The sequence below is a fragment of the Halomonas sp. MMSF_3323 genome (genome assembly GCF_030733595.1).
Classification (GTDB): Bacteria; Pseudomonadota; Gammaproteobacteria; order Pseudomonadales; family Halomonadaceae; genus Halomonas; species Halomonas litopenaei.
Map to the genome: position 1 here is coordinate 67,490 of NZ_JASHIT010000016.1, position 22,979 is coordinate 90,468.

At 62.8% G+C, this 22,979-nt stretch carries 22 protein-coding genes; 1 reads left to right on the forward strand and 21 read right to left on the reverse strand.

The window, feature by feature from the left end; translation table 11 throughout:
• Positions 1 to 126: 126 nt before the first annotated feature.
• The 5 genes from RBB39_RS10120 to RBB39_RS22770 form a co-directional block, all read right to left on the reverse strand.
• Positions 127 to 1,320, reverse strand: a complete 1,194-nt coding sequence (locus RBB39_RS10120) for a DegT/DnrJ/EryC1/StrS aminotransferase family protein (RefSeq protein ID WP_045993357.1) — start codon at positions 1,318 to 1,320, stop codon at positions 127 to 129.
• Positions 1,321 to 1,523: 203 nt separating this feature from the next.
• On the reverse strand, positions 1,524 to 2,759 hold the full coding sequence (locus tag RBB39_RS10125) for a glycosyltransferase (RefSeq protein WP_052704444.1): 1,236 nt from the start codon (positions 2,757 to 2,759) through the stop codon (positions 1,524 to 1,526).
• A gap of 142 nt (positions 2,760 to 2,901) precedes the next feature.
• Positions 2,902 to 4,011 (reverse strand): glycosyltransferase, encoded by a 1,110-nt coding sequence (locus RBB39_RS10130; protein ID WP_045993876.1) that lies wholly within the window; start codon positions 4,009 to 4,011, stop codon positions 2,902 to 2,904.
• A 50-nt stretch (positions 4,012 to 4,061) separates the two neighbouring features.
• Positions 4,062 to 4,949: a glycosyltransferase family A protein gene (locus RBB39_RS10135; protein ID WP_366077730.1), complete on the reverse strand. Its 888-nt coding sequence runs from the start codon at positions 4,947 to 4,949 to the stop codon at positions 4,062 to 4,064.
• 67 nt (positions 4,950 to 5,016) lie between these two features.
• A complete protein-coding gene (locus RBB39_RS22770) occupies positions 5,017 to 5,241 on the reverse strand; it encodes an ATP-grasp fold amidoligase family protein (RefSeq protein ID WP_366077732.1) in 225 nt (74 codons plus the stop codon).
• A 35-nt stretch (positions 5,242 to 5,276) separates the two neighbouring features.
• Between RBB39_RS22770 and RBB39_RS10140 the strand changes: the two genes are divergently transcribed.
• Positions 5,277 to 5,471 carry a hypothetical protein gene (locus RBB39_RS10140; protein ID WP_157033101.1) on the forward strand — a complete coding sequence of 65 codons (195 nt, stop codon included), beginning with the start codon at positions 5,277 to 5,279 and terminating at the stop codon, positions 5,469 to 5,471.
• A gap of 65 nt (positions 5,472 to 5,536) precedes the next feature.
• Here the strand turns inward: RBB39_RS10140 and RBB39_RS10145 are convergent, their stop codons facing one another.
• The 16 genes from RBB39_RS10145 to RBB39_RS10220 all read right to left on the reverse strand — a co-directional run bounded on the left by RBB39_RS10145 (position 5,537) and on the right by RBB39_RS10220 (position 22,974).
• Complete coding sequence (locus RBB39_RS10145) at positions 5,537 to 6,445, reverse strand: ATP-grasp fold amidoligase family protein (protein ID WP_083970536.1); 909 nt, start codon at positions 6,443 to 6,445, stop codon at positions 5,537 to 5,539.
• Positions 6,446 to 6,463: 18 nt separating this feature from the next.
• A complete protein-coding gene (locus RBB39_RS10150) occupies positions 6,464 to 7,846 on the reverse strand; it encodes a lipopolysaccharide biosynthesis protein (protein ID WP_306169063.1) in 1,383 nt (460 codons plus the stop codon).
• The gene (locus RBB39_RS10155; RefSeq protein ID WP_045994001.1) at positions 7,843 to 8,436 is read right to left on the reverse strand and encodes a sugar transferase; all 594 of its coding nucleotides are present in this window, start codon (positions 8,434 to 8,436) and stop codon (positions 7,843 to 7,845) included. The genes RBB39_RS10150 and RBB39_RS10155 overlap by 4 nt, the downstream gene beginning before the upstream one ends.
• A 2-nt stretch (positions 8,437 to 8,438) precedes the next feature.
• A complete protein-coding gene (locus RBB39_RS10160; protein ID WP_306169064.1) occupies positions 8,439 to 9,692 on the reverse strand; it encodes a glycosyltransferase family 4 protein in 1,254 nt (417 codons plus the stop codon).
• Positions 9,689 to 10,897, reverse strand: coding sequence for a hypothetical protein (locus RBB39_RS10165; RefSeq protein WP_306169065.1), 1,209 nt, complete (start codon positions 10,895 to 10,897; stop codon positions 9,689 to 9,691). The genes RBB39_RS10160 and RBB39_RS10165 overlap by 4 nt, the downstream gene beginning before the upstream one ends.
• A gap of 82 nt (positions 10,898 to 10,979) precedes the next feature.
• A complete protein-coding gene (locus tag RBB39_RS10170) occupies positions 10,980 to 12,074 on the reverse strand; it encodes a hypothetical protein (protein WP_306169066.1) in 1,095 nt (364 codons plus the stop codon).
• Complete coding sequence (locus RBB39_RS10175; protein ID WP_306169067.1) at positions 12,071 to 13,402, reverse strand: DUF4910 domain-containing protein; 1,332 nt, start codon at positions 13,400 to 13,402, stop codon at positions 12,071 to 12,073. Before RBB39_RS10175 ends, RBB39_RS10170 begins: the two co-directional genes overlap by 4 nt.
• A 105-nt stretch (positions 13,403 to 13,507) precedes the next feature.
• Positions 13,508 to 14,491: a polysaccharide deacetylase family protein gene (locus RBB39_RS10180; RefSeq protein ID WP_045993988.1), complete on the reverse strand. Its 984-nt coding sequence runs from the start codon at positions 14,489 to 14,491 to the stop codon at positions 13,508 to 13,510.
• Positions 14,492 to 14,585: 94 nt separating this feature from the next.
• Positions 14,586 to 15,449: an SDR family oxidoreductase gene (locus RBB39_RS10185; RefSeq protein ID WP_045993987.1), complete on the reverse strand. Its 864-nt coding sequence runs from the start codon at positions 15,447 to 15,449 to the stop codon at positions 14,586 to 14,588.
• Positions 15,439 to 16,353, reverse strand: coding sequence for a Gfo/Idh/MocA family oxidoreductase (locus RBB39_RS10190; RefSeq protein ID WP_045993986.1), 915 nt, complete (start codon positions 16,351 to 16,353; stop codon positions 15,439 to 15,441). Before RBB39_RS10190 ends, RBB39_RS10185 begins: the two co-directional genes overlap by 11 nt.
• Positions 16,350 to 17,198, reverse strand: coding sequence for an SDR family oxidoreductase (locus tag RBB39_RS10195; protein WP_052704454.1), 849 nt, complete (start codon positions 17,196 to 17,198; stop codon positions 16,350 to 16,352). Before RBB39_RS10195 ends, RBB39_RS10190 begins: the two co-directional genes overlap by 4 nt.
• Positions 17,195 to 17,908, reverse strand: a complete 714-nt coding sequence (locus RBB39_RS10200) for a cytidylyltransferase domain-containing protein (protein WP_204248976.1) — start codon at positions 17,906 to 17,908, stop codon at positions 17,195 to 17,197. The genes RBB39_RS10195 and RBB39_RS10200 overlap by 4 nt, the downstream gene beginning before the upstream one ends.
• Before the next feature lie 47 nt (positions 17,909 to 17,955).
• A complete protein-coding gene (gene neuC / locus RBB39_RS10205) occupies positions 17,956 to 19,173 on the reverse strand; it encodes a UDP-N-acetylglucosamine 2-epimerase (protein ID WP_045993984.1) in 1,218 nt (405 codons plus the stop codon).
• Between the two features lie 25 nt (positions 19,174 to 19,198).
• Complete coding sequence (gene neuB, locus RBB39_RS10210) at positions 19,199 to 20,263, reverse strand: N-acetylneuraminate synthase (RefSeq protein ID WP_253028628.1); 1,065 nt, start codon at positions 20,261 to 20,263, stop codon at positions 19,199 to 19,201.
• A 147-nt stretch (positions 20,264 to 20,410) separates the two neighbouring features.
• On the reverse strand, positions 20,411 to 21,034 hold the full coding sequence (locus RBB39_RS10215) for a NeuD/PglB/VioB family sugar acetyltransferase (RefSeq protein WP_045993983.1): 624 nt from the start codon (positions 21,032 to 21,034) through the stop codon (positions 20,411 to 20,413).
• 122 nt (positions 21,035 to 21,156) lie between these two features.
• On the reverse strand, positions 21,157 to 22,974 hold the full coding sequence (locus tag RBB39_RS10220; RefSeq protein ID WP_045993982.1) for an ABC transporter ATP-binding protein: 1,818 nt from the start codon (positions 22,972 to 22,974) through the stop codon (positions 21,157 to 21,159).
• Positions 22,975 to 22,979: the final 5 nt, after the last annotated feature.

The window sequence follows — 22,979 nt, forward strand, 5'->3', positions numbered from 1 at the left end:
GAAACGCAATGGGCAAGACCCGAAGGCCCTGCCCATTGCGGTTTTTCCAGAGGCGTAGCCGCGGCCACGCTCAACAGCGTTCCACAGGCTCAACAGACTGACGTCGACAGCCCCACAGCGACAACGTCACTCGGGACAGAGTGCAGGCTGCGTTGCCCGCGCCATGACCTCCTCGAGCACCCGACAGGTCTTGTCCATCTGTTCCTCGGTCAGGGTCGGATGGATCAGCAGCATCAGGCTGGTCTCTCCCAGTTCCCTGGCCACCGGCAACGGCCGCGCCGGGCGCCAGGGAGTGTTGTCGAAGGCGCGTTCCCGGTAGACCTCGGAGCAGCTGCCACTGAAACAGGGCACCCCCTGGGCATTGAGACACTGCATGATGGCGTCGCGGCTCCAGCCCTCGGCCAGGCGTTCGGGACGGACAAACACATAGGCCTTGTAGCCGGCATGGACGATGTGTTCGGGCGGACGCGGAGCCCGCAGTCCCGGACAGCGATCGGCGGCGTCGAGAATGGCGTAAAGATTGGCGCGGCGGCGCTGACTCCACTGAGCCATGCGCGCGAGCTGGCGTCTTCCCAGCACCGCCTGCATCTCGGTCATCCGCCAATTGGTACCGAAACTGTCGTGCAGCCAGCGGAACCCCGGCGGGTGGGCCCGCTCATGGACCGCTTCCCAGCTCTTGCCGTGGTCCTTGTAGGCCCACATACGCCGGTACAGCCCAGGGTCGTCGGTGGTGACCATGCCCCCTTCCCCGCCGGTGGTCATGATCTTGTCCTGACAGAATGACCAGGCCGCCACATCACCGAAGGTGCCGACGCTGCGGCCACGATAGCGCGCACCGTGTGCCTGGGCGCAGTCCTCGATGATGGAAAGACCAAAGGTCTGCGCCAGTTCACCGAGGGCATCCATGTCACAGGGCCAGCCCGCCAGATGGACGGCGACGATGGCGCGGGTGCGTGGGCTCAGGCACTCCTCGACGCTGGCGACCGACAGGTTCTGAGAGTCACGCTCGATGTCGGCAAACACCGGGGTAGCGCCCGCATTGACGATGGCCGACACCGACGCCAGGAAGGTCCTGGGGGTCACGATCACCTCATGCCCTGGTCCGATATCCAGGGCATGCAGCGCCAGATCCAGCGCCAGGGTGCCGTTGGCTACGGCGACAGCGTGGTGGGCGCCTGTCCAGGCGGCGAATTCGCGTTCGAACTCGCGGCCCTCGTCGCCGGTCCAGTAATTGACGCGTTGACTCAGCAGCACGCGCGATACCGCCTCGGCGTCGCCTTCATCGAAGCAGGGCCAGGGTGCGAAGGGGCCATTGAGCATAGGGGCTTTTCTCTACGGAGGTCTTGTCGGGGTACCACCGGCTGGGGCTTGTCTGAAAAGTGCCTACGCTCGGTAATACGGCGTTAAAAATCGGATCAACATGCTCATTTACACCCTTCTACGGAGGTCTTGTCGGGGCGTCCCCGGATACGAAGATGGGACGCTGTCGTAAACTCGCTCCCACTCAGCGCACGTGGCGTGACTCATGGTCGAGTCGATGGTCCAGAAGCTGGTTCGGAAGCTGTTTCGGAAACTGTTTCGGTCGATGCTTCAGAGGACGGTGCAGACGGCAGGCTACCGATCTGCGCCGGAAGGCCGATCCGCTGGTACAACTGCCGATACTGCTCAACCACCTGATCAAGTCCGAACTCGCTCACGATGCGCTCTCTTGCCTCTCGTCCCCGTTCCCGGCGCCTGTCGGCAGGTTCGTTCAAGGCTTCCAGCAAGGCCCGGGCGAGGGCCTGGCTATCTCGTGGTGGCACGATGCGTCCGCTGGTACCGAGGATGTAGTCGCTGTCACCGACATCGGTCGCCACACAGCTCAGTTCGCAGGCCATGGCCTCCGCCAGGGCATTGGGGAAGGCCTCGAGCCATGAACTCTGACAGAACACATCCATCGCCTGCATCAGCTCACCCACGTCGTCTCGCTCACCCGTCAGCAAGAAGCGCGAGCGGTACTCGTCCGGCACGATGCCGGCCAGCTCCGGCGCATCGAAATCGACGCCACGACCGACCACCAGAAAGCGTGCCAGAGGCATTCGTTCGGCGACGGTGACGCAGGCCCGCAACAGATTGGGATGATCCTTGATCGGGTGGCATCGGGCCACATGCCCCACCACCCGTTGTTCATCGGTGAACCCCAGACGCTTCCGCACCTGTTGCCGGCTGGCCGAATCCGGCGCCACGGCGGCGGTATCGAAGCCGTTGGGAATGACCAGTACTGCGTCATCGCGGAAGCCGAAGTCGCGATGTTGCCGCCGAGACAGGCGACTGTTGAAGACGATCGCCCCGGGCCCGCCCGAGAGCCGTCGGTTGGCGCGAATGGCCCACCGGGTCAATGGTTTGTGGCGCTCGATCTGGTAGAGGCACTGGCGCACGTTCCAGCTCACCGCCGGCCGCTGGCGGCACAGGCGAGCCGCCATGCTGGCCATGAGGTTGCCGTGGTACATCCAGCCCTGAATGACGTCAGGGGCGAAACGTCGCACCAGAGCACCCAGACGAGGCAGGGTCCAGGGCGCGGGAATTCCCTGGCGCATGCCAAGGGCATGGACCTCGATGCCCAGCTCGCGAATACGTGGCCCGTAGCTACCCTCGTCCATCAGGGCGATCACTGCGACCTCGTCCGGGGCACTGACGCCTGCGGCCAGCAGATTGTAGAGATTTCGCTCCGCGCCACCGGTACCGAGTCCGGTGATGACATGAAGTACACGCACAGACATGGGCAGACACATCCTGTGATGGGCAAGAAAGCGACAACAACGCAGTCGCTCAGGGAAACCGAAGAGGCGCCACGGAAATGGCGGTGGCCGAGATTTGCCGCGGATGGCCCGAGCACAGAGCCTTGCGCAGGGGCATCAGAACTCAGCCCAGCGACGCCATCGACGATACGCCGCTGTTCAGGCGAACAAGGTAGCGCTCGACGGCCAGTTCGGCGCCAAAATCGGCGGCGCGCTGGTGAACCGGTGGATGCTCGTCACGCGACAGCACTTCCTCGAGCGCGTCTGCAAGCGCTTCGCTGTCGCCCATGGGAATCAGCCGCCCCCAGCGCCCGCCCTCGAGAATTTCCTGAGGGCCCGAGGGGCAGTCAGTCGCTACCACCGGGGTGCCGCAGGCCATCGCCTGGATCAGCACGCTAGGCAACCCCTCGGCGTAGGACGACAACGCGAAGACCCGGGCCTTGCGCATATACACAAAAGGATTGTCGACGAACCCGGGCAGCGATACGGCGTCAGCCACCCCGAGACGATGCGCCTGGTCAAGCAGCGTGTCTCGCAGCGGTCCTTCGCCGAGAATCGTCAGTCGCACCTCTCGGTGCTCATGGCGCTGACGCAGGCGTGCCAGAGCGTCGATCAGCACGTCGAAACCCTTCTGTTCGATCAAGCGTCCCACCGCGACGATGCCGACTTCGCCGATATCCTCCACCGACGACTCGGCGAGCTGCACCAGCCGCTTGTCGACGATGGGATTGAAGATGACCTCGATCCGAGAGGGGGCCAGCGCCAGGCCTCTGGCCAGGTCATCGGCGACACCTTGGGAGACCGCTACCACGGCGTCGGCTCGCAGATAGGCATGGCGCATCAGCCGCCGCATCACCCGGGCATTGAATCCGGTGTTTCTGGCGGTCACTGCAAAATAGTTGGTGTGCTCGGTCACCACCAGTCGACAGTCGAGGCGGGCCAGCGCCCGCGCCGCCACCGCCACCACGTTGGCGTGGCCCATCGCCGACAACAGGGCAGCGGGCCGCTCGCGCTTTAGATAGCGCACCAGCGCAGGCAGACTGCTGGCGACCCTGGAGGCGCCCAGGCTGACGTGGTGTATGCCGGGGGCGATCTCCGCCTGGTAGACGTTCTCGTCGCTGGCGGTGACCAGGTCCACATCATGCCCGGCCGCAACGAAGCCATTGGCAAGCAGCACCATGACCCGCTCCGCGCCGCCGCCCCGCAGCGACGGCAGAAACAAGGCAATTTTCATAAGGAGCGCATCCCATTAATTATTTTTCCGCTCATTCGTCTGTGCATTGGCTATCGGAGAAGGAAAGAACGACGCACGTAAGATAGCAGCAAGAAAAAAGCGTTTTTCACATTGTCATAAAACGGATACATTACAATACTTTGCAAGATAGCTTTTGGAGATGGTGCTTTCCTGTCATAGTTCCTAAGTTTTAACGAAAGAATATCTCTTTTACGGTCCGACAATCGATGTTTATCGCAAAACAGGACGTAGGCCGCGCGAATTTTTTCGACCTTTTGAGAACTTATACGGTGAAACCCATGACTTACATCCATGATATATCCGTCCATATCCGAACACTGCGCCGTACCGGCTGACAGCAGCAGAAGTCTATACCAGCACTCGTAGTCCTGCCACGCTGGAAAGTTCGGATCGTACCCTCCTACCTCCTGCAACAATGATGTCGACGTAAAGACCTGATTCCCGACCCAGTTATTGCATATCAAAATATCGGCGTTTCTAATATGGCACTTTTTCCTCTTTCTTTTTACGCCCCCACCCTCCATCAAAACACGCTGGTGGGAATATAAAAAAACTACACCAAGCGAGCGTTTTTCCCAATTTTTTACGAAACATTCGATGTACCAAGGAAGTAGATAATCATCGTCATCAACTCCAGTAATCAACTTTCCCTTCGCCGAAAAAATAGCGGTATTACGGCTTCCACAGGCCCCTGGCTCTTTCGAGTTCTTCAAGACTCTCAGTCTTTCATCCCTGCGAGATACAACTTCCAGATATTCCAGACTTCCATCATTTGAGCCGTCGTCGACCACAATTACGTCCAGTCTCCTGTATGACTGATTCAGTATCGACTCGAGGCACCTCTCCAAAAGATGACGCCTATTTTTGGTCGGAACATATACTGTAACAATTGGTGTTTCCAAGATTGATGTTTCCAAGGCGCCTCCCCGCAGTCGAAGCTGACAGTCATTAGCGAAGCTTTAAAACTATATTTCTAACATGCTTCTACACATCAGGTAGGTGTAACAGTTCACCAAGGTACCTTAGCCCTTTCCCACTATAACCATCATCCATATTTGCGGAGAGGGTGAAAGTCATTTCGCCGAGCAACAGGCGCCCCTTCTCAATATAGGAGTCAACACGAACATAAGGAAATGGCGAAGAAAGTTCTTTATCACATGCCAACATAGCGTCCAGACACTCGGGTTTCTTCAGAAGTTTCTCGTCCATAATTACGGGGACGTCCTCTTCAGGGAAGGTTTTTCATGACACTCGACAACCAACGGATTCTTGCAATACAGCTTCAGCCATTGAAGCTTTTCATCAAACTTCCTGGGAGCGCGCAAGTCAAGACGCCTTCCAGCAACCTTGTAATGCAGCAACTTTGTAGCCCAAACACTGGAAACTCTATCGACCAGCCCAAATATCATAGTCCAGCACCGGGCCTGCAAAATGTATGAAAGTTTCGACAGTGTCATCCAGAGCCTCCACATCACCAACAAACACAAAATATCGCTTAAAATTTTTAAATGAGACGATCCTTGCAACAACATCCAGTAATCTCGACAAGATCTCCGAGATACCTCTGCCCATATTCATTATATCTTGATGACATGTTACCACCAGGCGTAAACGTCATCTCGCCAAGGATTGCTTTTCCTCCGCTATCGTAAAAATCTACACGTACAAAAATAAACCCTTTCGACAAACGAGCTGAATAGTCGAGCATGTGTTCGAGCGATTTTGGTATTTCTACCACCCCATCAATCTGATCCTCTTTTTCATTCAAAGGCAGCAAAACCCAATCAGGACGATAAAAATTCATCTTTAAATCGTATCCGTTCCTCTTGCATACCAGAACCACTGCTGGTCTTCCGGAAAAACAATAAACTTTGTAGTCCAGCGGCAAGCCTCCATCTTCACCTTCTATAAATCTTTCTATAATCACACGTGGCTGAATACCATCATAGTGATATTCAAGATTTTTCCGCCCATACTTTCTCTTCAACCACTTCCTCAACTTACGAGAAACAGAGACAACGTCAACCTTTGACTTATCACCTACCACTACATTGTAACCACAACCATGGGTGCACTTGACGACATAACGATCAGGCAAATCATCCCAACAGATATCATCCACACTGGTGTATACACCCACTAGGGATGTCAGCGCTGACTCACACCCTCGATCAATTGCAAAACTCCTGAGTTCAAACTTATCAGCACACCGAGTAACATCGTATTGATTCCCGTAAAGCTTTAACCATTGTAGCTTTTCGTTGAACTCAATGGGAGGATCCAGCCTAAGTCGCCGACCTGTTTTGAATGAATGCAAAAGTTTCGTAGCCAGCCTCGGAGATGCATGATTGATGGCGAGAAAAAACCACTGCTGCAAAAGAATCCAGCCTTTATTAACTAGCTTTTCGAACATATCCACCACGGTTTACCTCTACGTTTCCTTACGTAAGCCACAACTCCCATCACCATGTAGTGCACCAGGATTCCTGAGAAGCTGATGGTCGCGCCGTCTTGCCCGCAACAGGGTCACACCGACCAGCGCCAGATTGAGCATGGCGCCGACCAGAGAGAAGGCCACCACCGCAACGAGATCGCTGTGATACACCCGAAACCCCACATACAGCGCGGCCACACGGCCGAGCACGCTGAGTACCTCGTAGATCAGAAAACCCCGCTGCAGGCCCAGACTGGCGATGGAGGCCACACTGGGCTTGTTGAGAAAGGCAAAGTACAGCCAGACCGCCATCCAGCGTGCGTACTCGCCCGCCTGCCACCAGGGGTCACCGAACAGCAGAGCAAACAGCCAGGGCCCCAGCACCACCATGGCGCCAAAGGGGACGAGCCCCACCGCCGCCATCACCAGGGTGGTCTTCGCCAGTGACGCAGTAATCGGCTCGCCGCGGTTGACCGCCGAGGCCACATGGGGATAGAAAACGTCGTTGACCGACTTCGCCAGCAGCACCATGGGCGCGGCCAGTACCGAGGCCGCCAGGCTGTAGTGCCCGGCGGCTGCGGTACCGAAGAATGCCGCCAGCAACAACACCGGCAACGACTGCGACAAGGCGTTGAGCGTCACCTGGGGTGCGCGATATAAGGGAAAGTCACGGTGGCGACGCGCCAGTTCCCGCCATGGGGCGCCCCGGCCCCCGCCGACCAGACCATCACCGAGTCGCCGGTCTGCCCACCACAGCAGCAAGGCGTTAAGCCCACTAGCGGCGGCGGTGACAAGCACCAGCGTCACCCCGACCGGATGCAGCACTCCGCCGGTCGCCTTGGCCAGGTTGAGGACCAGGGCATGGATCATCGCCACCTTGGCCGTCACCCCGAACCGCTGGCGCCGAATCAGCCACTGCTGCATGACCTGTTGCATGGCCGCCAGCAGCATGGCCACAGGCAGCAGCCAGATCAGCATGGCGGCAAGCCTCGGATCGAGATGCCGATCCAGAAGTGGTTGCAGCACAGTGAGCGCCGCCACGGCGGCCAGCGCCAGCAGCACCGCCAACCCCATGCTGAGTCGGGCCAGCCCCCGGGCGTCTTCGTCGCGCGGCGGCAACACCATGGCGACCGGGTAGGTCAGGGCCGCCAGCGGCGCGACGACACTGACCAGGGCGCTGAAGGAACCGGCCAGGCCGAAGGCGTCAGGGCTGAACAGACGGGTGACGAGTGGCGCAAAGGCCAGACTCAGCGCCTGTGCCCCCGCCGTGCCACCGGCTACCAGCAACACCTGGGACAGCAAGCGATGACGTCTGAGCGCTGTCAGCCAGCCCCGTTGCGGCAAGACCGCGGCCACCGAGTCGGTATCCCGGGGCGTCATTCATTGCCTCGAAAGGGCTTCATGGTGACGCTTCCTTGGCCACTGATACCCTCGCGGCGCAGCACCTTGACGACCGTCATGGCCAGTATCCGGATATCGAGCGCCAGGCTGTGGTGGTCCACGTACCAGACGTCAAGCTGGAAGCGCTCGCGCCAGGAAAGCGCGTTCCTGCCGTTGACCTGGGCCCAGCCCGTAATCCCCGGTCGTACCTCGTGGCGACGGGCCTGGTCCCGGTCATACAGCGGCAGGTACTCCATCAGCAGCGGGCGTGGCCCGACCAGACTCATCTCGCCTTTCAGCACGTTCCAGAGCTCGGGCAGCTCGTCCAGGCTGGACGCCCGCAGCCAGCCCCCGAGCGTCGTCATGCGCTGCTCGTCGGGCAGCGTGCGTCCCTGCTCGTCACAGCGCTGGGCGAGGGTCCTAAACTTGATCAAGCGGTAGGGACGGCCATGCAGCCCAGGGCGCCACTGAAAGAAAAAGGCCGGCTTGCCAAGCCTCAGCCGGACGAGTCCCCAGATGCCGAGCATCAAGGGGAATAGCAGGACCAGCAACGAGGCGGCCACCAGCACATCCAGACAACGCTTGGCCATCATCATCTCACCACGCTGGGGTCGAGCCCTGCCGGGCAGGACGACGCCGTCTCGACCCCCATGGCGTCGAGGATGCTGTGATTGACGCGGTGCACGTCGTAGCGCTCCTCGGCGCGAGCGCGGGAGGCCTGGCCGTGCTGGACGATCAGCGCCGGCGTTTCCAGATAGCGTTGCAACGCCAGGCACAGGGCGTCGACGTCTTTCACCTCCACCAGATAACCGTTGACCCCCGGCGCGACGGTCTCGCGGCATCCCGGCGCGTCGGTGGTCACCACCGCACGCCCCAGGGCCATGGCCTCGAGCACCGTTCTCGGGGTCCCCTCGCGATAGGACGGCAGCACATAGACGCTGCATTCGGCGATGGCCGGACGGACATCATCGAGTCGACCGAGGTACTCGATGGCGCCGTCATCGATCCACGTCTGAAGCTCGTGCGCCGCGATGCTGTCGGGGTTGTCGTCCAGCCAACCCGCCAGGCGAAAGCGCACCTGGGGATGGCGCTGGCGGATACGCGTCGCCGCCTCGGCGTACTCGCGCACCCCCTTGTCACCCAGCAACCGAGCGATCAGCAGGAAGCTGACCGGCTCTGTCGCTGGAGCCACCGGCGAAAAATGCGCCAGATCCACTCCGGAACCGTTGATCACCCGGCACGCCGTGGTATCAAGGAGAATCCCCTCCTCGATGAACAGGCGACGATCATCCGGGTTCTGGAACAGCACCATATGAGCCCGCCCCAGAGCGACGCGGTACAACCGCCGCACCAGCGCCTTGATCAAGCGGCGCTTGTTGCCACCCAGGGCGCGACCCTGGGCGCCCTCCTGGGTGCCGGTAAAGGCGTACCCCAGCCCGGTGACCAGCAGGGTCCGCTGGCGCACCCCCAACATCCAGGCAGCCAGTGCCCCGTAGACCACCGGCTTGATCGTGTAGGCAAAAAGCCCATCGGGGCGTACCCGCAGCATCAATCTCATCAGAGCCGCCAGGGTCTTCAGATCGTCCAGCGGGTTCATGCCGGTGCGCGAAAGCGGGATATCGTGCAGCGTCGCGCCGAGGGCCTCGAGACTGGCTTTAAGACGCGACGAAGCAGCCGAGCGATCGGCGTCACCCTCACCGCCGGCGTCACCGGTAGCGCCCCTCCCCCCCACGGGCGCGGCGACATGGACCTCGATTCCGCGAGCGACCATCTCCCTGATCAGCTCACCGCGAAACCCGACGATGGACTCGGGGTAGCTCGCTACCATCAACAGTCGCTTGATCATCTCGCCACTCCATTTGGCGTGCTTTCGACAGACGGCGCAGAGCCCCCGGTCGATTCGACGTCGGTGGTTGTCTGGCGCGGGCGCCCCATGACGGACATCAACAGATAGATAAGCACCGGGGTAAACATCCACTTCTGACGCGCAGCGATGCCCAGATTGGCGGTGGTCATCGCCAGGATGGTCCAGGCCAGCAGCAGGTAAAACCACAGAAACAGTCGATTGGCGGGAGGCGCATTGCGCCCGGTGATGGCGGCGATGCCACCGACCACCATCAGATACAGCAAGATGACGTTATCCACCGAGGACGCCAGCTGGAACACACTGCTGGCTTCCATGGGCAGCGGCCTGAACATATAGGTGAAAAGCTGCATCGGCAGGCTCATGGAGGCGATGTCCACCGCACCGCCGCCGGTCTGGTTGTAGCTCTGCCGCAATTCGATGTAACTCATCACCTGATCGGCATCGGAGCCGCTACCGACCCCGGCGTAATCCAGCGCCAGGGGTACGATGATCGCCGCCCCGGCAAGCGCTGCAGTCCCCAGCAAAAGCCGCTGCCACAGCACGACCCCGGGCTGTAGACAGAAGGCAGCCGCCAAGGCGATCAGCTGTATACCGGCCATGTGCGGTCGCACCACCAGCATGATCAGTACCGCCACCACCATCAGCAGATGTCGGCGTCTGAGATCAAGCGCCGCCCACAGCGAAAGCCCCATGGACAGAAACGACAGCGCATCCTTGCCGATGGCGGAGCCCCAGTAGTGCATCGAGGGCAGAAAGAGTACGGCCAGCGCCAGCAGACGAATACCCAGGGCACGCTCGGCAATGGCCTGATGGAGACTGCCGGCGAAGGCCAGCAGCCCGACATAGCCGGCCAGATTGAACACCAGAAAGGTCCCCAGAAACGACAGCCCCAGCCCCTGGGTGAACAGCGAGGTGAACACGATCACCCCGGCGGTGCCAAAGGAGAACTCGACGCCGTCGTTCAACGACGCCCGGTAGTACATCAAGGAATCTCCGCCGTCGCCGTTGACGAACCAGGCGTAGAGCACGCAGAAGGCCGTGTGCCAGAGATAGAGCGGCAGACACAGCATGTAAGACAGCCCGAAGGCTCGCCCCACCGCTCTGGCAAGCCACAGACCGAGCACGAACACCGCCAGGGCGGAGTACACGTCCCAGGCGGAGGTGACATAAGGGATGGGAACCATCGGCGGTAAGCTCACTCATTTGACGTGCAGGCATGCCGTTCGAATACCACGGGGGCCAGGCGCTGGACGGACAGCGTCCTTCTCAGGCAATCGCCACATGGTCGATGTCGTCGTGACCGGGATCGCCCACGGCCAGATCGCAGACTCGTCGGATATGAACGTCGCCCTTGAGGTCGACGAAGGTCACCCTGTCGAGCAGATCCAGGCAGTAGAGTTCAGAAGACGAGGAATAGTGATACACCACCAGTTCGTCGACCCGGCTAGCCAGTAGACGAATCCACACCTCGGCGGGAATCCACGGCTGCTTCAGCACCTGGATATCAGCATCGAGCCAGGCGCAGCCGTCGTGGGGATGGGGCTTGAACAGCAACAGGGGATGACGTCGCTTGAGCTCGGCAAGCCTCTCGGCGGAGATATCGCCGCCCCCCCAGGTACCCAGTACCAGCGCCGGCGTTGCCGATGTGAGCCGGTCGAGCCAGGGCGACAGCAGTGCCTGCCAGTCCTCCCAGCCTTGCTCCAGCTCGCCGACGAGCCCCGGGCAATAGCGCGCCTTGTGCGCCAGGCGTGGATTCAATCGGGCGTAGGTCCGCGGCCGCGAAACGAACACCAGGTCGGTCCTGCGACCGCCCCCGAAACGCAGTCCGCAACCGCGCACCAGGGCCACCAGGCTCCACTTCAACCGCCTGGACAGAGGCATCTCGTAGAGATAGGAGCTGAAGTAGGTGCTGACCCCCTCCTCGTAAAGGCACAGACAGCCTGTCTTCAGCGGCGCCAGCAGCAGGTACTTGCTGGTGCGATCGTTGTCGATGAACAGACTGTCGTAGTGCAAGGCGCCCAGCGCCTCGCGTGCCGCGGCCTGGGTCGGCACGCGGCGTATTTCGTCAAAGAGAGATCGATGGTGGCTTGCTTCGACAAAGGCGTAGAAGGCGTCATACTCGGCGATGCTTTCGGCCACCAGCAGCACCAGCGCCTGCTCGATTCGGTAGTGACGAACGATCGAGGCACAGGTCAGAAACTGCAGCGGCTTGCAGCAGATAAAGACGCTTCGGCCAAACGACGCCTGCGTGCTCGTCGCCGGCCCAGCCCCCCCTGTGTCGATTCCTTCCTGAAGCGGTGTTCCTGCCCCACCCGGCGGATGCGCGCGCTCGCCACTCACCTCCTCCCGCGCCCGATTCATACCAGCTCCACCAGGCCACAATCGCGCCAGCGCTTGAGATAGTCGTGAACCACGCTCTCCTCGAGGCCGACCTCCCTGGCCAGCTGGCGCACGGTGGTCGGGCGCGTCAGGGTCGGGATGGAGTCCATCAACAGGCGCATCCGCCGGCGGGACTCGTCCGGCACGTCACCGAAGGCGACCTGGCCAGGATCCACATAGAGGTCATGGCGGGGGTGCGACAGGCAGACGTTGCCCTCGAAGCGCTTCTTGATCAGCGGCGAGGACTCGATATCGTCGATGGCGGCGAGCACCACGTCACGCGCCTCGAGCAGGCGCTGCGGCGACATCAAGCCAAGGTTATCGGCGTCGGTGTGATACTCGGGATAGGGATAGCGCGACAGCGAGGCCATGGGGATGCCGTAGGCTTCCCACAGGTACTCGTCATTGAGCAGCAGGCTCTCGAAGGCGCCCTCGCGGTAGTCGTGCCCACCCTCGCTGAGCACGCGCGACAACGCCTGCTCGATGTTCGATCCGGCACCTCGTGAGCGCTGCAGATTGAGTATGGTGGGCGAGCCCAGCATCTCGAGCATCACACCTTCGAACAGTCGAGCGCGCTCTGCGGCGGGAAGCCGCCCCAGGTAGTACTCGGTGCCCATGATGCCGGGGGCCAGCACCAGTCGATAGCTGAAGCGCCTGGGTCGCGCGGCAAGCGCCTCGAACACGGCGAGCCCCACCGCCACACCGGACAGACCATCGTTGGCGACACCAGGATGATCCAGGTTGGCCCCCAGCACGATGGTCTGCTCGAGCTGACCCGGCAGGTGATAGTCCAGGCAGCGCAGATACCCCGGCGCCTCACGGGTCTCGATCACCACCTCGTAGTCACCAGGCGCAAGACTCTCGACAAGACGACGTGGCACGCAGAACCCCCAGTCACGCTGCCAGCTGGTAAATAGCTGGCGAAAATGGAACGGGATGCGCTCGTCGTAGCGGTGATCAAAATGCAGGTGGGACTTGAGTTCTTCTCGCGAGACCGTGCCTCGGAACGGCAGTGACAGCGCCATCACCGCCATGGGATGCCAGCGGCCATCATAGATACACTCGCCATCCTTGTAGATGGCCGCCTCCAGTACGTCCCACCTGGGCGGAATCACCCAGCCATTGTGGACGTCAGAGGCCTCGAAACGATGCTCCCTGAGCGGCCAGCGCTCGGCCAGGTAGGCCACCGTGGCGTCGTAGTCGCTCGAACAGATCACCCGATCCAGCGGAGGGAGGTCGGCCAACATGGCCATCATGGCGTCGCCGGCGGCGACAGACGCTGTCGTCGCGCTCTGCGTGCACGCTGTCATGACAAGATCCCTGTGCATGTTGGGTAGGCTGGCGGCAAACCGCCGGGGCCGCGCCAGGCTCGGCGCAAATGGGGAAGACGTGGAGGTGGACGAGGATGTGGTCAGCTATCCAACCTGGACGGTCGCCGGGTCGCCAGGGCAGGCAGCGGCCTGGCTGGGCAGATCATTGGTGTCCAGGCGCGGCAATAGCAAGGGGTCGTCCCGGGCCGGGTCGGCCTGTCGCGACGCCACGGTCAGCCCGGCGGCGCAGCCAAGCTGGCGTAGACGACCCAGCAGCGCTTCGTCGACGCCACCGTAGGGATAGCACATCACCCAGTCGTCGCCGAGCACCCCCAGGTTTCGAAGATGAGCGAGACTGACCTCGAGGTCCCTGCCCTGTTGTTCGGGCGTCAGGCTGTCGAACCAGAAGTGCTGATCTCCGTGGCAGCCGATATGCATGCCGGCGTCGTGCAGCAGGCAAACCTCGGCATCGCTCAGATAGAGCATTTCGGCGAAGGCTCGCTGGTCTGTGCTGACGAAGCGCGCAAACAGCTCATCGATGACGTCATGGCGAACCGCGAAGGGCAACTCCCGCTGCAGCAGGCGCTTGAAGAACAGGGTATCGGGGTCATCGAAGCGTCCCTGGCGCGACAGCCGATGATAGACCCTGCGATGGATATCCTCGTAGGTCCCCAGGCCATGACGCTCGCGACGCTTGTCCAGTGCCCTGCCCAGAGCCGGCAGCAACTCTGCGGTGGAAGCGACGCTGGCCAGCACGAACTGGATCTTGTTGACGTCGAGGATCAGGCCGTCGCGCAGGGTACCGGTGCAGGGAAAGAAGCTACCCTGAAGGCCGCGTCGCTCGAGCTCCGGCAGCACATGTTCGAGGTGATCACGATAGCCGTCGTCGAAGCTCAACAGCACCGCCTGCTCGGGCAATGTCTGCTGGCCGCGCCAGGCGGCGATCACCTGTTCCATCGTCACCGGCCGATAGTGCCGCTCGAGATGGTCGAGCTGAGCGCGAAAGGCAGCAAGCTCCAGCGCCTTGAGGCGCGGATAGCGCGACCCGGCCAGCGGTCGGACATAGTGGTACATCACGATGGTCAACATCGAGCGAAACTCCTTCCCTGCCGTTCAACTGGTGCTGTTGATCGGATGCCGTGCATCGGATGCCGTTTATCGGGTAGCGTGCATCGGCGCCGTGCTACCAGGCACTCAAGCCACCATCCACGTGAAGCGTCTGCCCCGTCACGTAGCCGGAGGCATCCGAGGCCAGAAAGATCAGCGCGCCGACCAGATCGGTCGGCGTTCCCATGCGCCCCAGCGGCACCCTGGCCGAATAGCGCTCGACGAAGGCTGAGTTCTGGCCACTCTCGATGCCGCCCGGTACCAGGGTATTGACGCGGATACCGTGGCCTGCCCAGAGCGTGGCGAGATAACGCGCCAGTCCAGACACCCCGGCCTTGGAGGCGGCGTAGACCGGAGGCGTGTTGATGGCCACCCCCAGGTACTCCGAGCCCTCGTAGATACGCGGATCGCAGCCCATCTCGCCGTAGATGGAACCGGTATGGATGATGCTGCCGCCTCGACCCTGCTCGATCATCTGCCGGCCTACCGCTCGCGACACCAGAAAGACACCGTCGAGATTGACCGCCATGACGTCACGCCACTGGGCCAGGGTGTAGTCTTCGGCCGGGGCGAAGAAGGCCTCCAGGTCTCGCGCCTTGGTCGCCGCATTGTTGTGCAGGATGTCGATGCCTCCCAGCGTCTTGACCGCATGCGCCACCATGGCCTCGACCGAGGCCTCGTCGCTGACGTCACAGCCAAGTCCGAGGCAAGGCTGACCGTGGTCGGTCTGAAGCTCGGCGGCGAAGCGCTCGGCCTCGGCAGCGTCGAGATCCACGACCACCAGCGAGGCGCCGCATTCGGCGAGTGCTCGACAGAAGTGCCGCCCCAGGATGCCCAGGGCCCCGGTGACCAGTGCTACCCGACCGCTCAGATCCAACAGCGCCGACACGGCGCGCGCCTGCGCGGGTACGAGGCCTGCACCCTCGTTGTCAGAGCGCATCGAGACGTACCTCCTCTCCCCGTTCGGCCGCCAGACGCCCGGCGATCAACGTCTTGATCACCGCGAGTGTGGTCTGGCATTGATGACGATCCGGTCCCTGCTCGAGCATCCGCCAGAACTCCCACAGGGTGCGACGAAACATGCCGAAGTTGTCGCGGATGTCGGCACTGGTCTCGCCGGCATCACCAAACACCTCAATGCGAAATACCGGCGGCACCTCACCGAGCGCATCGATGCTCAAAAGGCTGCCGTCACTCATGGTGATGGCGAAGGACTGGTGGCCTGCCCCAAGCGCTCTGACGGACACCGGCGTCGCCGCCGTCAACGGCAGGATGGCGTCGAGCAGGTGAACCCCGTAGCGCTCCCAGTCCTTGACGATAGCGCCCCTGACCAGGCGCCAGTTGCCCAGCGCCCCCGGCGCCGCACGCAGGGCGTCGAGTTCGCTGGCAAAGCGCATGCCGGAACATGACATCAGGCGCCCTGCTGCCAGGTAGGGGGAAAAATAGGCCAGATCCTGCAGATCCAGGGTCAGCGGCTTGTCGATGAATACCGCCAGGCCCGCCTCGAGAAAGGGTGCCGCCAGTTCGCGGTGGCTCGCCGGATCGTCACGGGCGATGATGACCGCATCCACCTGCCCCAGCATGTCACCAGGCTCGGCCACGGCCTCGTCGATATGGCAGGCGCGACATAGCCGCTCGGTGACGTCTCGATCCTGGGTCCAGGCGTGGGTGACACGCAGATCACCGACGCCGAATTCCGAGCGATGTCGCCGTTCCAGATAGTCATGGATCACCGGCCAGCCCGCCTCGGCCATGGCCTCATCGTGGTAGCCATTGAGGATGGCGGAAAACGAAAACGGGTGACCGTTGCCGGGACTCATGCCCAGCATGCCAATACGCCTCATCGGCACGCCCTGTCACTGCTGCTTACGTCCGCGCCACTGCTGTCGAGACCGCTGCTCTCGTCTGCCTCTGGCCAAAGCCGGGCAAAACCTGCCGGCGCGGTCCCCGCCAGCCAGTCGATGCCATCGAGGGACGGCGTCAGCGGTATCTCGTGACCCAGCCAGAAGAAGCGCCCGCTGGCGCCATCCGCGGGCAAATCCAGTAGATTGTCCAGGGTCGGTAGACAGACCTCTGGCGCCATCGGTGCCTCGGGGGCCATCTTGCTGCGCACCGGGCCGGGGCTCATCAGGTTGATCTTGATATCCACGTCCTGATGCTCTCTGGCGGCGGTCACCGTCAGCGCATTCAGCGCCGCCTTGGAGGCGCTGTAGGCGGCATGCCCGGCAAAACAGTTGAGCGGTGCGCCGGAGGTGATATTGATGATGCGCCCAAAGCCACGACGGCGCATGCCGGGCAGTACCGCCGCCATGAGCATGGCCGGCGCGATGGCGTTGACCTCGAGCGAGCGCCGAAGCACGCCTTCGATGTCGGCGTCCATGGGCGCTGGCCGATTGAAGCCGGCGTTGTTGATCAGATAGCCGACGTCGCCGCATTGCTCCATCAGTGACGCGATATCACTTGCGATCGCGCCGCCGGCGAGGTCCAGGCAGTGGACCTCGACACCGGGAAGGCTTGCGGCCAGTTCTGCCAGGGCGTTGGCGTCACGCCCCAGCGCGATCACCCGAAAGCGGCGGTTCAGGTGGCGGCACAGGGCCATGCCGACCCCACCGGTAGCCCCGGTGATCAAGATCGCCGGGCGCACATCGGTGGCTGCGGGAGTCACTAAGGCTTCGACAGGGTGGCTCAACGGGCTCTCCTCAACAGGCTTTCGACGATGACGAAGTCGTGCTCGCGGTCGATGTCGACCGAGCGTTCCGCCGGCATGATCACCGCGCCACTGCGCCCAAACAGCAACGCCTTGCCATCCTCGGGAAGACGATCGGGACGGAAGGCATAGACGGCACCATTGAGCTGATAGGCCATGGGTAACGCCTGTCGCGGCAGCCAGGGATCGCTGCCGTCGATAAAGGCGGTGGGCCGGCCCCGCGCATCCAGCCGCCAGGTACGATGAGGATTGACCTCGGCAGCCTTGAAGGTGGCCACCGAATCCAGCCCCTGCACCACCAGACGCGACAGGCACTCGGCCACATCCTGGGCACTGCGCAAGGGGCAGGTGGGCTCCAGCAGCACCATCACCTCGGGAGCCTCGCCGCCCTGGTTCAGCTCATCGAACAGTTCGCGGATGGCGTCGATCACCAGCGCCTCGTCGGTGGCCAGTTGCGCCGACCGACGATGCACCTCGGCGCCATGCCGGCGGGCCACCTGGGCAATCTCGTCATCATCGGTACTCACGATCACCCGATCGATCGCCATCACCTGCCGTGCCACCTCGATCGACCAGACCAGCAGCGGGCGTCCGCCGAGCGGCCTCAGGTTCTTTCTCGGCACCGACTTGCTGGCGCCCCGCGCCGGTATCACCGCCGTCACCGACATTGCCGCCTCGGACACTGGTGTCATCATCATTTCCTGAACGGTTGATGGGGTCGTCGTCGAAGGGAAGAAGGTCAGCCCATCAGGCCTTTGGTCGGAGAAGAGGTGCCGCCCAGAGGGGACACCTCGTCGATGTCGAAGAACCACTTCTCACGGATGCCGGCATCCAGATTGACCCGTTTCAAGGTGTTCTTGATTCGCCGCGAGGCGGCTCCATCCTCGAAGGGGTCATAGGGATTGCTCAGGGCGCCCAGCGAACGCTTGAAGGTCTCGCTCAGGGCGGTCTCGATGCCCTTGGCGATGGCCTCCTCCGAGGCCTCGACATTGATCACGTTTCCCGCTTTGAGGCGGCCGTCCTGACGCTTGCCGACATTGACCACCGGCCGACGGAAGGATGGCGCCTCGATCAGACCGCTGGAGGAATTGCCCACCAGCACATCCATGTGCTCGAGACAGCCGTGATAGAGACGCTGCCCCAGACTGTCGACCAGACGCCTGGCCTCGGGGCGCTCGGCACACCAGCGCGCCAGCCGCGCGTTGATGCTGCGTCCATGACAGTCGGCGTTGGCCTTGCACACCAGCACGTCCAGATCCTCGAAACGCGACAAGGCCGCGATCAGCGCTTCCTCGTCCTCGCCCGTACCCGCGGTCACCGGGTGATAGGTGACCAGCGCGGTGGGCCGGTCCAGTGGCATGTCCAGGGCCCTTGCAAGCACTGCCCTGGTCGGCGTGCGGCTGCGGTACAGGTGATCGATGCCCGGCGCGCCGTGGACAAACACTCGGCCGGGGTCTTCCCCCATCTGCAGAATCCGCCGACGGTAGACCTCGGTAGCGGGAAAGTGCAGGTTGGCCAGCTTGGTCACCGCATGACGATAGTACTCGTCCAGGGCGCCACGACTGGTCTCGCCCCCGTGGAGGTGGGCCAGGGTGATACCGTGGGTGACCGCCGCCAACGCCACCGGCACGATTTCGAAACGGTCGCCCAGCAGGACCACCAGGTCGGGCCGGTCCTCGACCAGGGCATCGCCGACGCTCAACAGCGCCAGCCCCATGGCCTTGGTCATGGCGTTGCGTGAGTCCGACGCCAGCAGGATCTCGAGGCGTCGATGCAGACGAAAGCCGTCGCGCTCGATCTCGCTGACCGTGGAGCCGAACTCGGTGGACAGGTGCGATCCGCTGGCCACCAGCATCAGTTCCAGCGCAGGGTCTTCGTCGATTTCCCGAAGCAACCAGTAGAGCAGCCCATAGTCCGCTCGAGAACTGGTCAGGACCCAGATCTTTCTCGGTGTCATGCCAGTCCCCCTCATGCCCAGGCCATCATGTCAGATCCGCCCAGTCCAGCAGGGCGTCGCGACCGATACGGCGTCTGGCCACCCGACCGATCAACTGAGGCAGGGCGGCGGCCGGCAGACCGCTGCCAGGCCGCTTGAGCAGCAAATCGGCGTGCGCCAGCACCTCGCCGGCGTCGATGTCACGCCCGGCCACCACGCTGCGACGCACCAGTTCCCGCTGGGGCTGCTCACAGGGCGCCGGGCGCTTGCGACCATCGCCGAGGGCCTGCTCGATACGACGAATGGCGGTCACCATCGCCAGGAAGGCCTGAGGATCCAGCGAGGCAGCATGGTCCGGCCCCGCCATGGAGGTATCCAGGGTCAGGTGTTTTTCGATGACCACGGCCCCACGCGCCACCGCCGCCAGCGCGATATCGATGCCATCGCTATGATCGGAGTAGCCGACCGGGCATCCGAAGGCCTGGGCCAGGGTGTCCATGGCGGCGAGGTTGATCTGATCCACCGGCGCCGGGTATTCACTGACGCAGTGCAGTACCGTAACGTCGCCGGCTCCCGCCGCCGAAAGGGTCGCCAAGGCGGCTTCGATTTCCCCCAGGAAACTCATGCCCGTGGACAACAGCACCGGTTTGCCCTGGGCGCCGATACGTGTAAGCAGCGGCAGATTGGTCAACTCCCCGGAGGCCACCTTGAAGCAACCGACGTCCAGCGCAGCCAGCCACTCGACGCTGTCCTCGTCGAAGGGGCTGGCCAGAAATTCGATGCCACTGTCACGGCTGTACTGGGCCAATCGCCGAAAATCGTCAAGGCCAAGCTCCAGGCGCTTGAGCATGGCGTACTGGGAGCCGTCCTCCGGGCAGGCCTTTCGCTGGTAGCTTGCCTGGGCGGCGTCGGCGGTCACCAGTTGCTCCGCCTTGAACCACTGAAACTTGACGGCATCGGCGCCGCACTCACGTGCCGCGTCCACCAGCGCCATGGCGGTATCCAGGCACCCATTGTGATTGACGCCGGCTTCGGCGATCACCTGTACGCCTGGTGACTCGGCGCGGCTCGATGCCACCCTCCTGGTCTCGACAACCTCAGAATGACTCATTCGTGTCCCCTGCTTGCGCCTCTTGGCAGAAGCGCCTTCCCTGTTTGCGTAGACCTGCTTTTTGCGTAGACCTGCTTTAATTATTTTTTCGCCTTCTGGCGCTTTTCGCTGTGACGTCTTGTGGTGATGCGTGTCGGCCAGGCGCATTCATTGCCGTCGTCGCGCGGGCGTCCCGAGATACACTCCAGGGCGCGTTACGTCCCCTACCACGGTGGCGCCGGCGCCGATCACCGCCCCCGCACACACTTCGACCCCCTGGATCAGGTTGGCTCCGGTGCCGATCATCACGTCCGCCCCTAGCCTGACGCCCCCACTGAGCGTGGCACCGCAGGCGACGTGGACGTTGTCACCCAACACGCAGTCATGGTCGACCACCGCCCGGGTGTTGATCAGACAGCCTCGTCCCAGACGACTGCCGGTGACCACCACGGAACCATCCAGTATCACGCTGCCGTCTCCCAGCTTCACGTCGTCATGCACCATGGCGTTGTGCGTGATCAACGGCGGAAGGTCGAATCCCTGCGCCAGGAAGGCCTCGAGCAGAGCGCGCCGCCAGGGCGCGCTGGTGACCATGCCGACCCCCAGGAAGGCGACGCCTGGCAGGCCTTCCGGCGACGCCAGTCGACAACGGTCCTGCCCCAGCCAGGGGACCGGCATGGCCGACGAGGGCTCCTGTGCCACGTAGCCGGCCACCTGCCAGCCAAGCCCGCGCAGTCCATGCAGCAGCACCCGCGCATGGCCACCGCCGCCGATCACGAAGCACTGCTTCATCGGTGCCCGCCTCCCTTCATCGATGCGCGTTCGCTTTACCAGCGCTCCGTCCGTCACTTCGCCAGCGGTTCGTCCGTCGCTTCCCCCGTGCCCTCATTTGCGCGCTTTACCGGAGTCCCGTCTCAGGCGCTCTGCGCCATTCGCTTGAACACCTCGTTGCGCGACATCAGCTCCCGGTAGCTGCCCTGATCCACCAGGCGTCCACGCTCCATCATGTAGATGCACTCGCAGGCCATGACGGTGGTCAGTCGATGGGCGACCAGCACGATGGTCTTGCGACCGGCGAAGTCGTGGATCGCATCCATGATCAGCCGCTCGGTGATGCCGTCCAGGGCACTGGTCGCCTCATCCAGCACCAGCACCTCGGCCTCGTGATAGAGCGCCCGAGCGATGCCGATGCGCTGGCGCTGTCCCCCGGAGAGCTGGACACCGCGCTCGCCGACCAGGGTCTCGATGCCCTGAGGCAGCTCGGCCACGAACTCGGCCAGGTGGGCGAGCCGAAGCGCCCTTTCGACGCGGTCGTCGTCGATGCACTCGGGGGCCAGACCGAAGGCCACGTTGTCGCGAATGCTGCCATCGCATAGATAGAGCTGTTGGGAGACGAAACCCAGCGCGTCCTGCCACTGGCGACGATTGGCCTCATCGATGACCTTTCCGTCCACGCTGATGCGCCCTCGCTGTGGCTGCATCAGTCCCAGCAATAGATCGATCAGGGTGGACTTGCCGGAACCGGAGGCGCCGACCAGGCCAATCACGCTATTGGCCGGTATCACCAGGCTGACGTCGTCCACCGCGGGAGAGCGTGCGCCGGGATAGCGAAAGCTGACCCCCTCGAGGCGAATCTCGCGCCGGGCCTTGAAGGCTGAGCCGCCCTGGGCCGGGTCACCGCCATGCTCAAGGGCGCATGCCTGGTCATGGGCATGGCTGGCCCGCAGGTCATTGCGAATTTCCTCGAGCGCATGCAGGTTCCCGCGGATGCTCGAGACGCTGGCGTAGATATGCTGAAAAGCCGGCAGCAGCTTGAAACCCGCCAGGGCATACACCGCCAGTACCGGCAGCATCGACGCCATCTCGCCCTGGTGGGTCTTGAGCAGGTAGAACAACAGCAGGATCACCGAGGCGAAGGCCACCACCTCCATCGCATAGCGCGGCGCCTGCTTGAGCGCCTGATTGGTGCCCTGGGCCCGGGCAAAGCGTCGACTGGCCCGGTCGAAACGCTCGGTCAGCTGGGTCTGACGCCCCAGCAGCAACAGATCCTTGATCCCTCCGAATCCCTCGGCCATCAGCCGAAAGCGCTGGCCCTGGGCCGCCGACAGCGCCTCGCCGTTGCTCATCAGGCGACGCCGGGCGGTGTGATAGAGCAGCAGGTAGGCCAGTGAGAACAACGCCATGGCGCACAGCGCCACCGCGGGGTTGTAGATCAGGATGGCCAGCGACATGAACAGCGCCAGCACCACCTTGGCATTCATCTGCATCAACGGATCGATGACGCCCAGCATGACTCGCTGGCACTCCTGAGCGATCTGCTTGGTCAGATAGCTGCTGCTGCCTCCGGCGTGGAACAGCCAGTCCTTGTGCATGTAGTGGGCGAACAGTCGGGAACCCAGCTCCGCCCCGACGGTGGCGCCGTAGACCGCCAGCCGCCACACCGTCACCATCGACACCACCGCGGCGACCGACAACGCGCCCAGCACCCCCAGCCCAAGCCATAGAAGAAAGCGCTCCGGCGAGTCGGCACCGCTGGCCCGATAGAGCTCGCCCATCACGCCGTCCCCGCCAAGACGCTCCAGATCGCCCACTACCGCCATGAAGGGCGCGATGGAGGCGACGCTGAGCAGCTCGCACAGCGCCATCGCCACCACCAGCACCTGCAGCCGCAGCAGTTGCCGGCGCTGGTGGTGAGTCAGCAGGCCGTAGAGTTCGCGCAGATCAGTCAGCATCTCAC

Coding starts and splice junctions, on each gene's coding strand:
- RBB39_RS10120 (WP_045993357.1), bottom strand. CDS start 1,320: ATGCTCAATGGCCCCTTCGCACCCTGGCCCTGCTTCGATGAAGGCGAC.
- RBB39_RS10125 (WP_052704444.1), bottom strand. CDS start 2,759: ATGTCTGTGCGTGTACTTCATGTCATCACCGGACTCGGTACCGGTGGC.
- RBB39_RS10130 (WP_045993876.1), bottom strand. CDS start 4,011: ATGAAAATTGCCTTGTTTCTGCCGTCGCTGCGGGGCGGCGGCGCGGAG.
- RBB39_RS22770 (WP_366077732.1), bottom strand. CDS start 5,241: ATGGACGAGAAACTTCTGAAGAAACCCGAGTGTCTGGACGCTATGTTG.
- RBB39_RS10140 (WP_157033101.1), top strand. CDS start 5,277: ATGACACTCGACAACCAACGGATTCTTGCAATACAGCTTCAGCCATTG.
- RBB39_RS10145 (WP_083970536.1), bottom strand. CDS start 6,445: ATGTTCGAAAAGCTAGTTAATAAAGGCTGGATTCTTTTGCAGCAGTGG.
- RBB39_RS10150 (WP_306169063.1), bottom strand. CDS start 7,846: ATGACGCCCCGGGATACCGACTCGGTGGCCGCGGTCTTGCCGCAACGG.
- RBB39_RS10155 (WP_045994001.1), bottom strand. CDS start 8,436: ATGGCCAAGCGTTGTCTGGATGTGCTGGTGGCCGCCTCGTTGCTGGTC.
- RBB39_RS10160 (WP_306169064.1), bottom strand. CDS start 9,692: ATGATCAAGCGACTGTTGATGGTAGCGAGCTACCCCGAGTCCATCGTC.
- RBB39_RS10165 (WP_306169065.1), bottom strand. CDS start 10,897: ATGGTTCCCATCCCTTATGTCACCTCCGCCTGGGACGTGTACTCCGCC.
- RBB39_RS10170 (WP_306169066.1), bottom strand. CDS start 12,074: ATGAATCGGGCGCGGGAGGAGGTGAGTGGCGAGCGCGCGCATCCGCCG.
- RBB39_RS10175 (WP_306169067.1), bottom strand. CDS start 13,402: ATGACAGCGTGCACGCAGAGCGCGACGACAGCGTCTGTCGCCGCCGGC.
- RBB39_RS10180 (WP_045993988.1), bottom strand. CDS start 14,491: ATGTTGACCATCGTGATGTACCACTATGTCCGACCGCTGGCCGGGTCG.
- RBB39_RS10185 (WP_045993987.1), bottom strand. CDS start 15,449: ATGCGCTCTGACAACGAGGGTGCAGGCCTCGTACCCGCGCAGGCGCGC.
- RBB39_RS10190 (WP_045993986.1), bottom strand. CDS start 16,353: ATGAGGCGTATTGGCATGCTGGGCATGAGTCCCGGCAACGGTCACCCG.
- RBB39_RS10200 (WP_204248976.1), bottom strand. CDS start 17,908: ATGACACCAGTGTCCGAGGCGGCAATGTCGGTGACGGCGGTGATACCG.
- neuC (WP_045993984.1), bottom strand. CDS start 19,173: ATGACACCGAGAAAGATCTGGGTCCTGACCAGTTCTCGAGCGGACTAT.
- neuB (WP_253028628.1), bottom strand. CDS start 20,263: ATGAGTCATTCTGAGGTTGTCGAGACCAGGAGGGTGGCATCGAGCCGC.
- RBB39_RS10215 (WP_045993983.1), bottom strand. CDS start 21,034: ATGAAGCAGTGCTTCGTGATCGGCGGCGGTGGCCATGCGCGGGTGCTG.
- RBB39_RS10220 (WP_045993982.1), bottom strand. CDS start 22,974: ATGCTGACTGATCTGCGCGAACTCTACGGCCTGCTGACTCACCACCAG.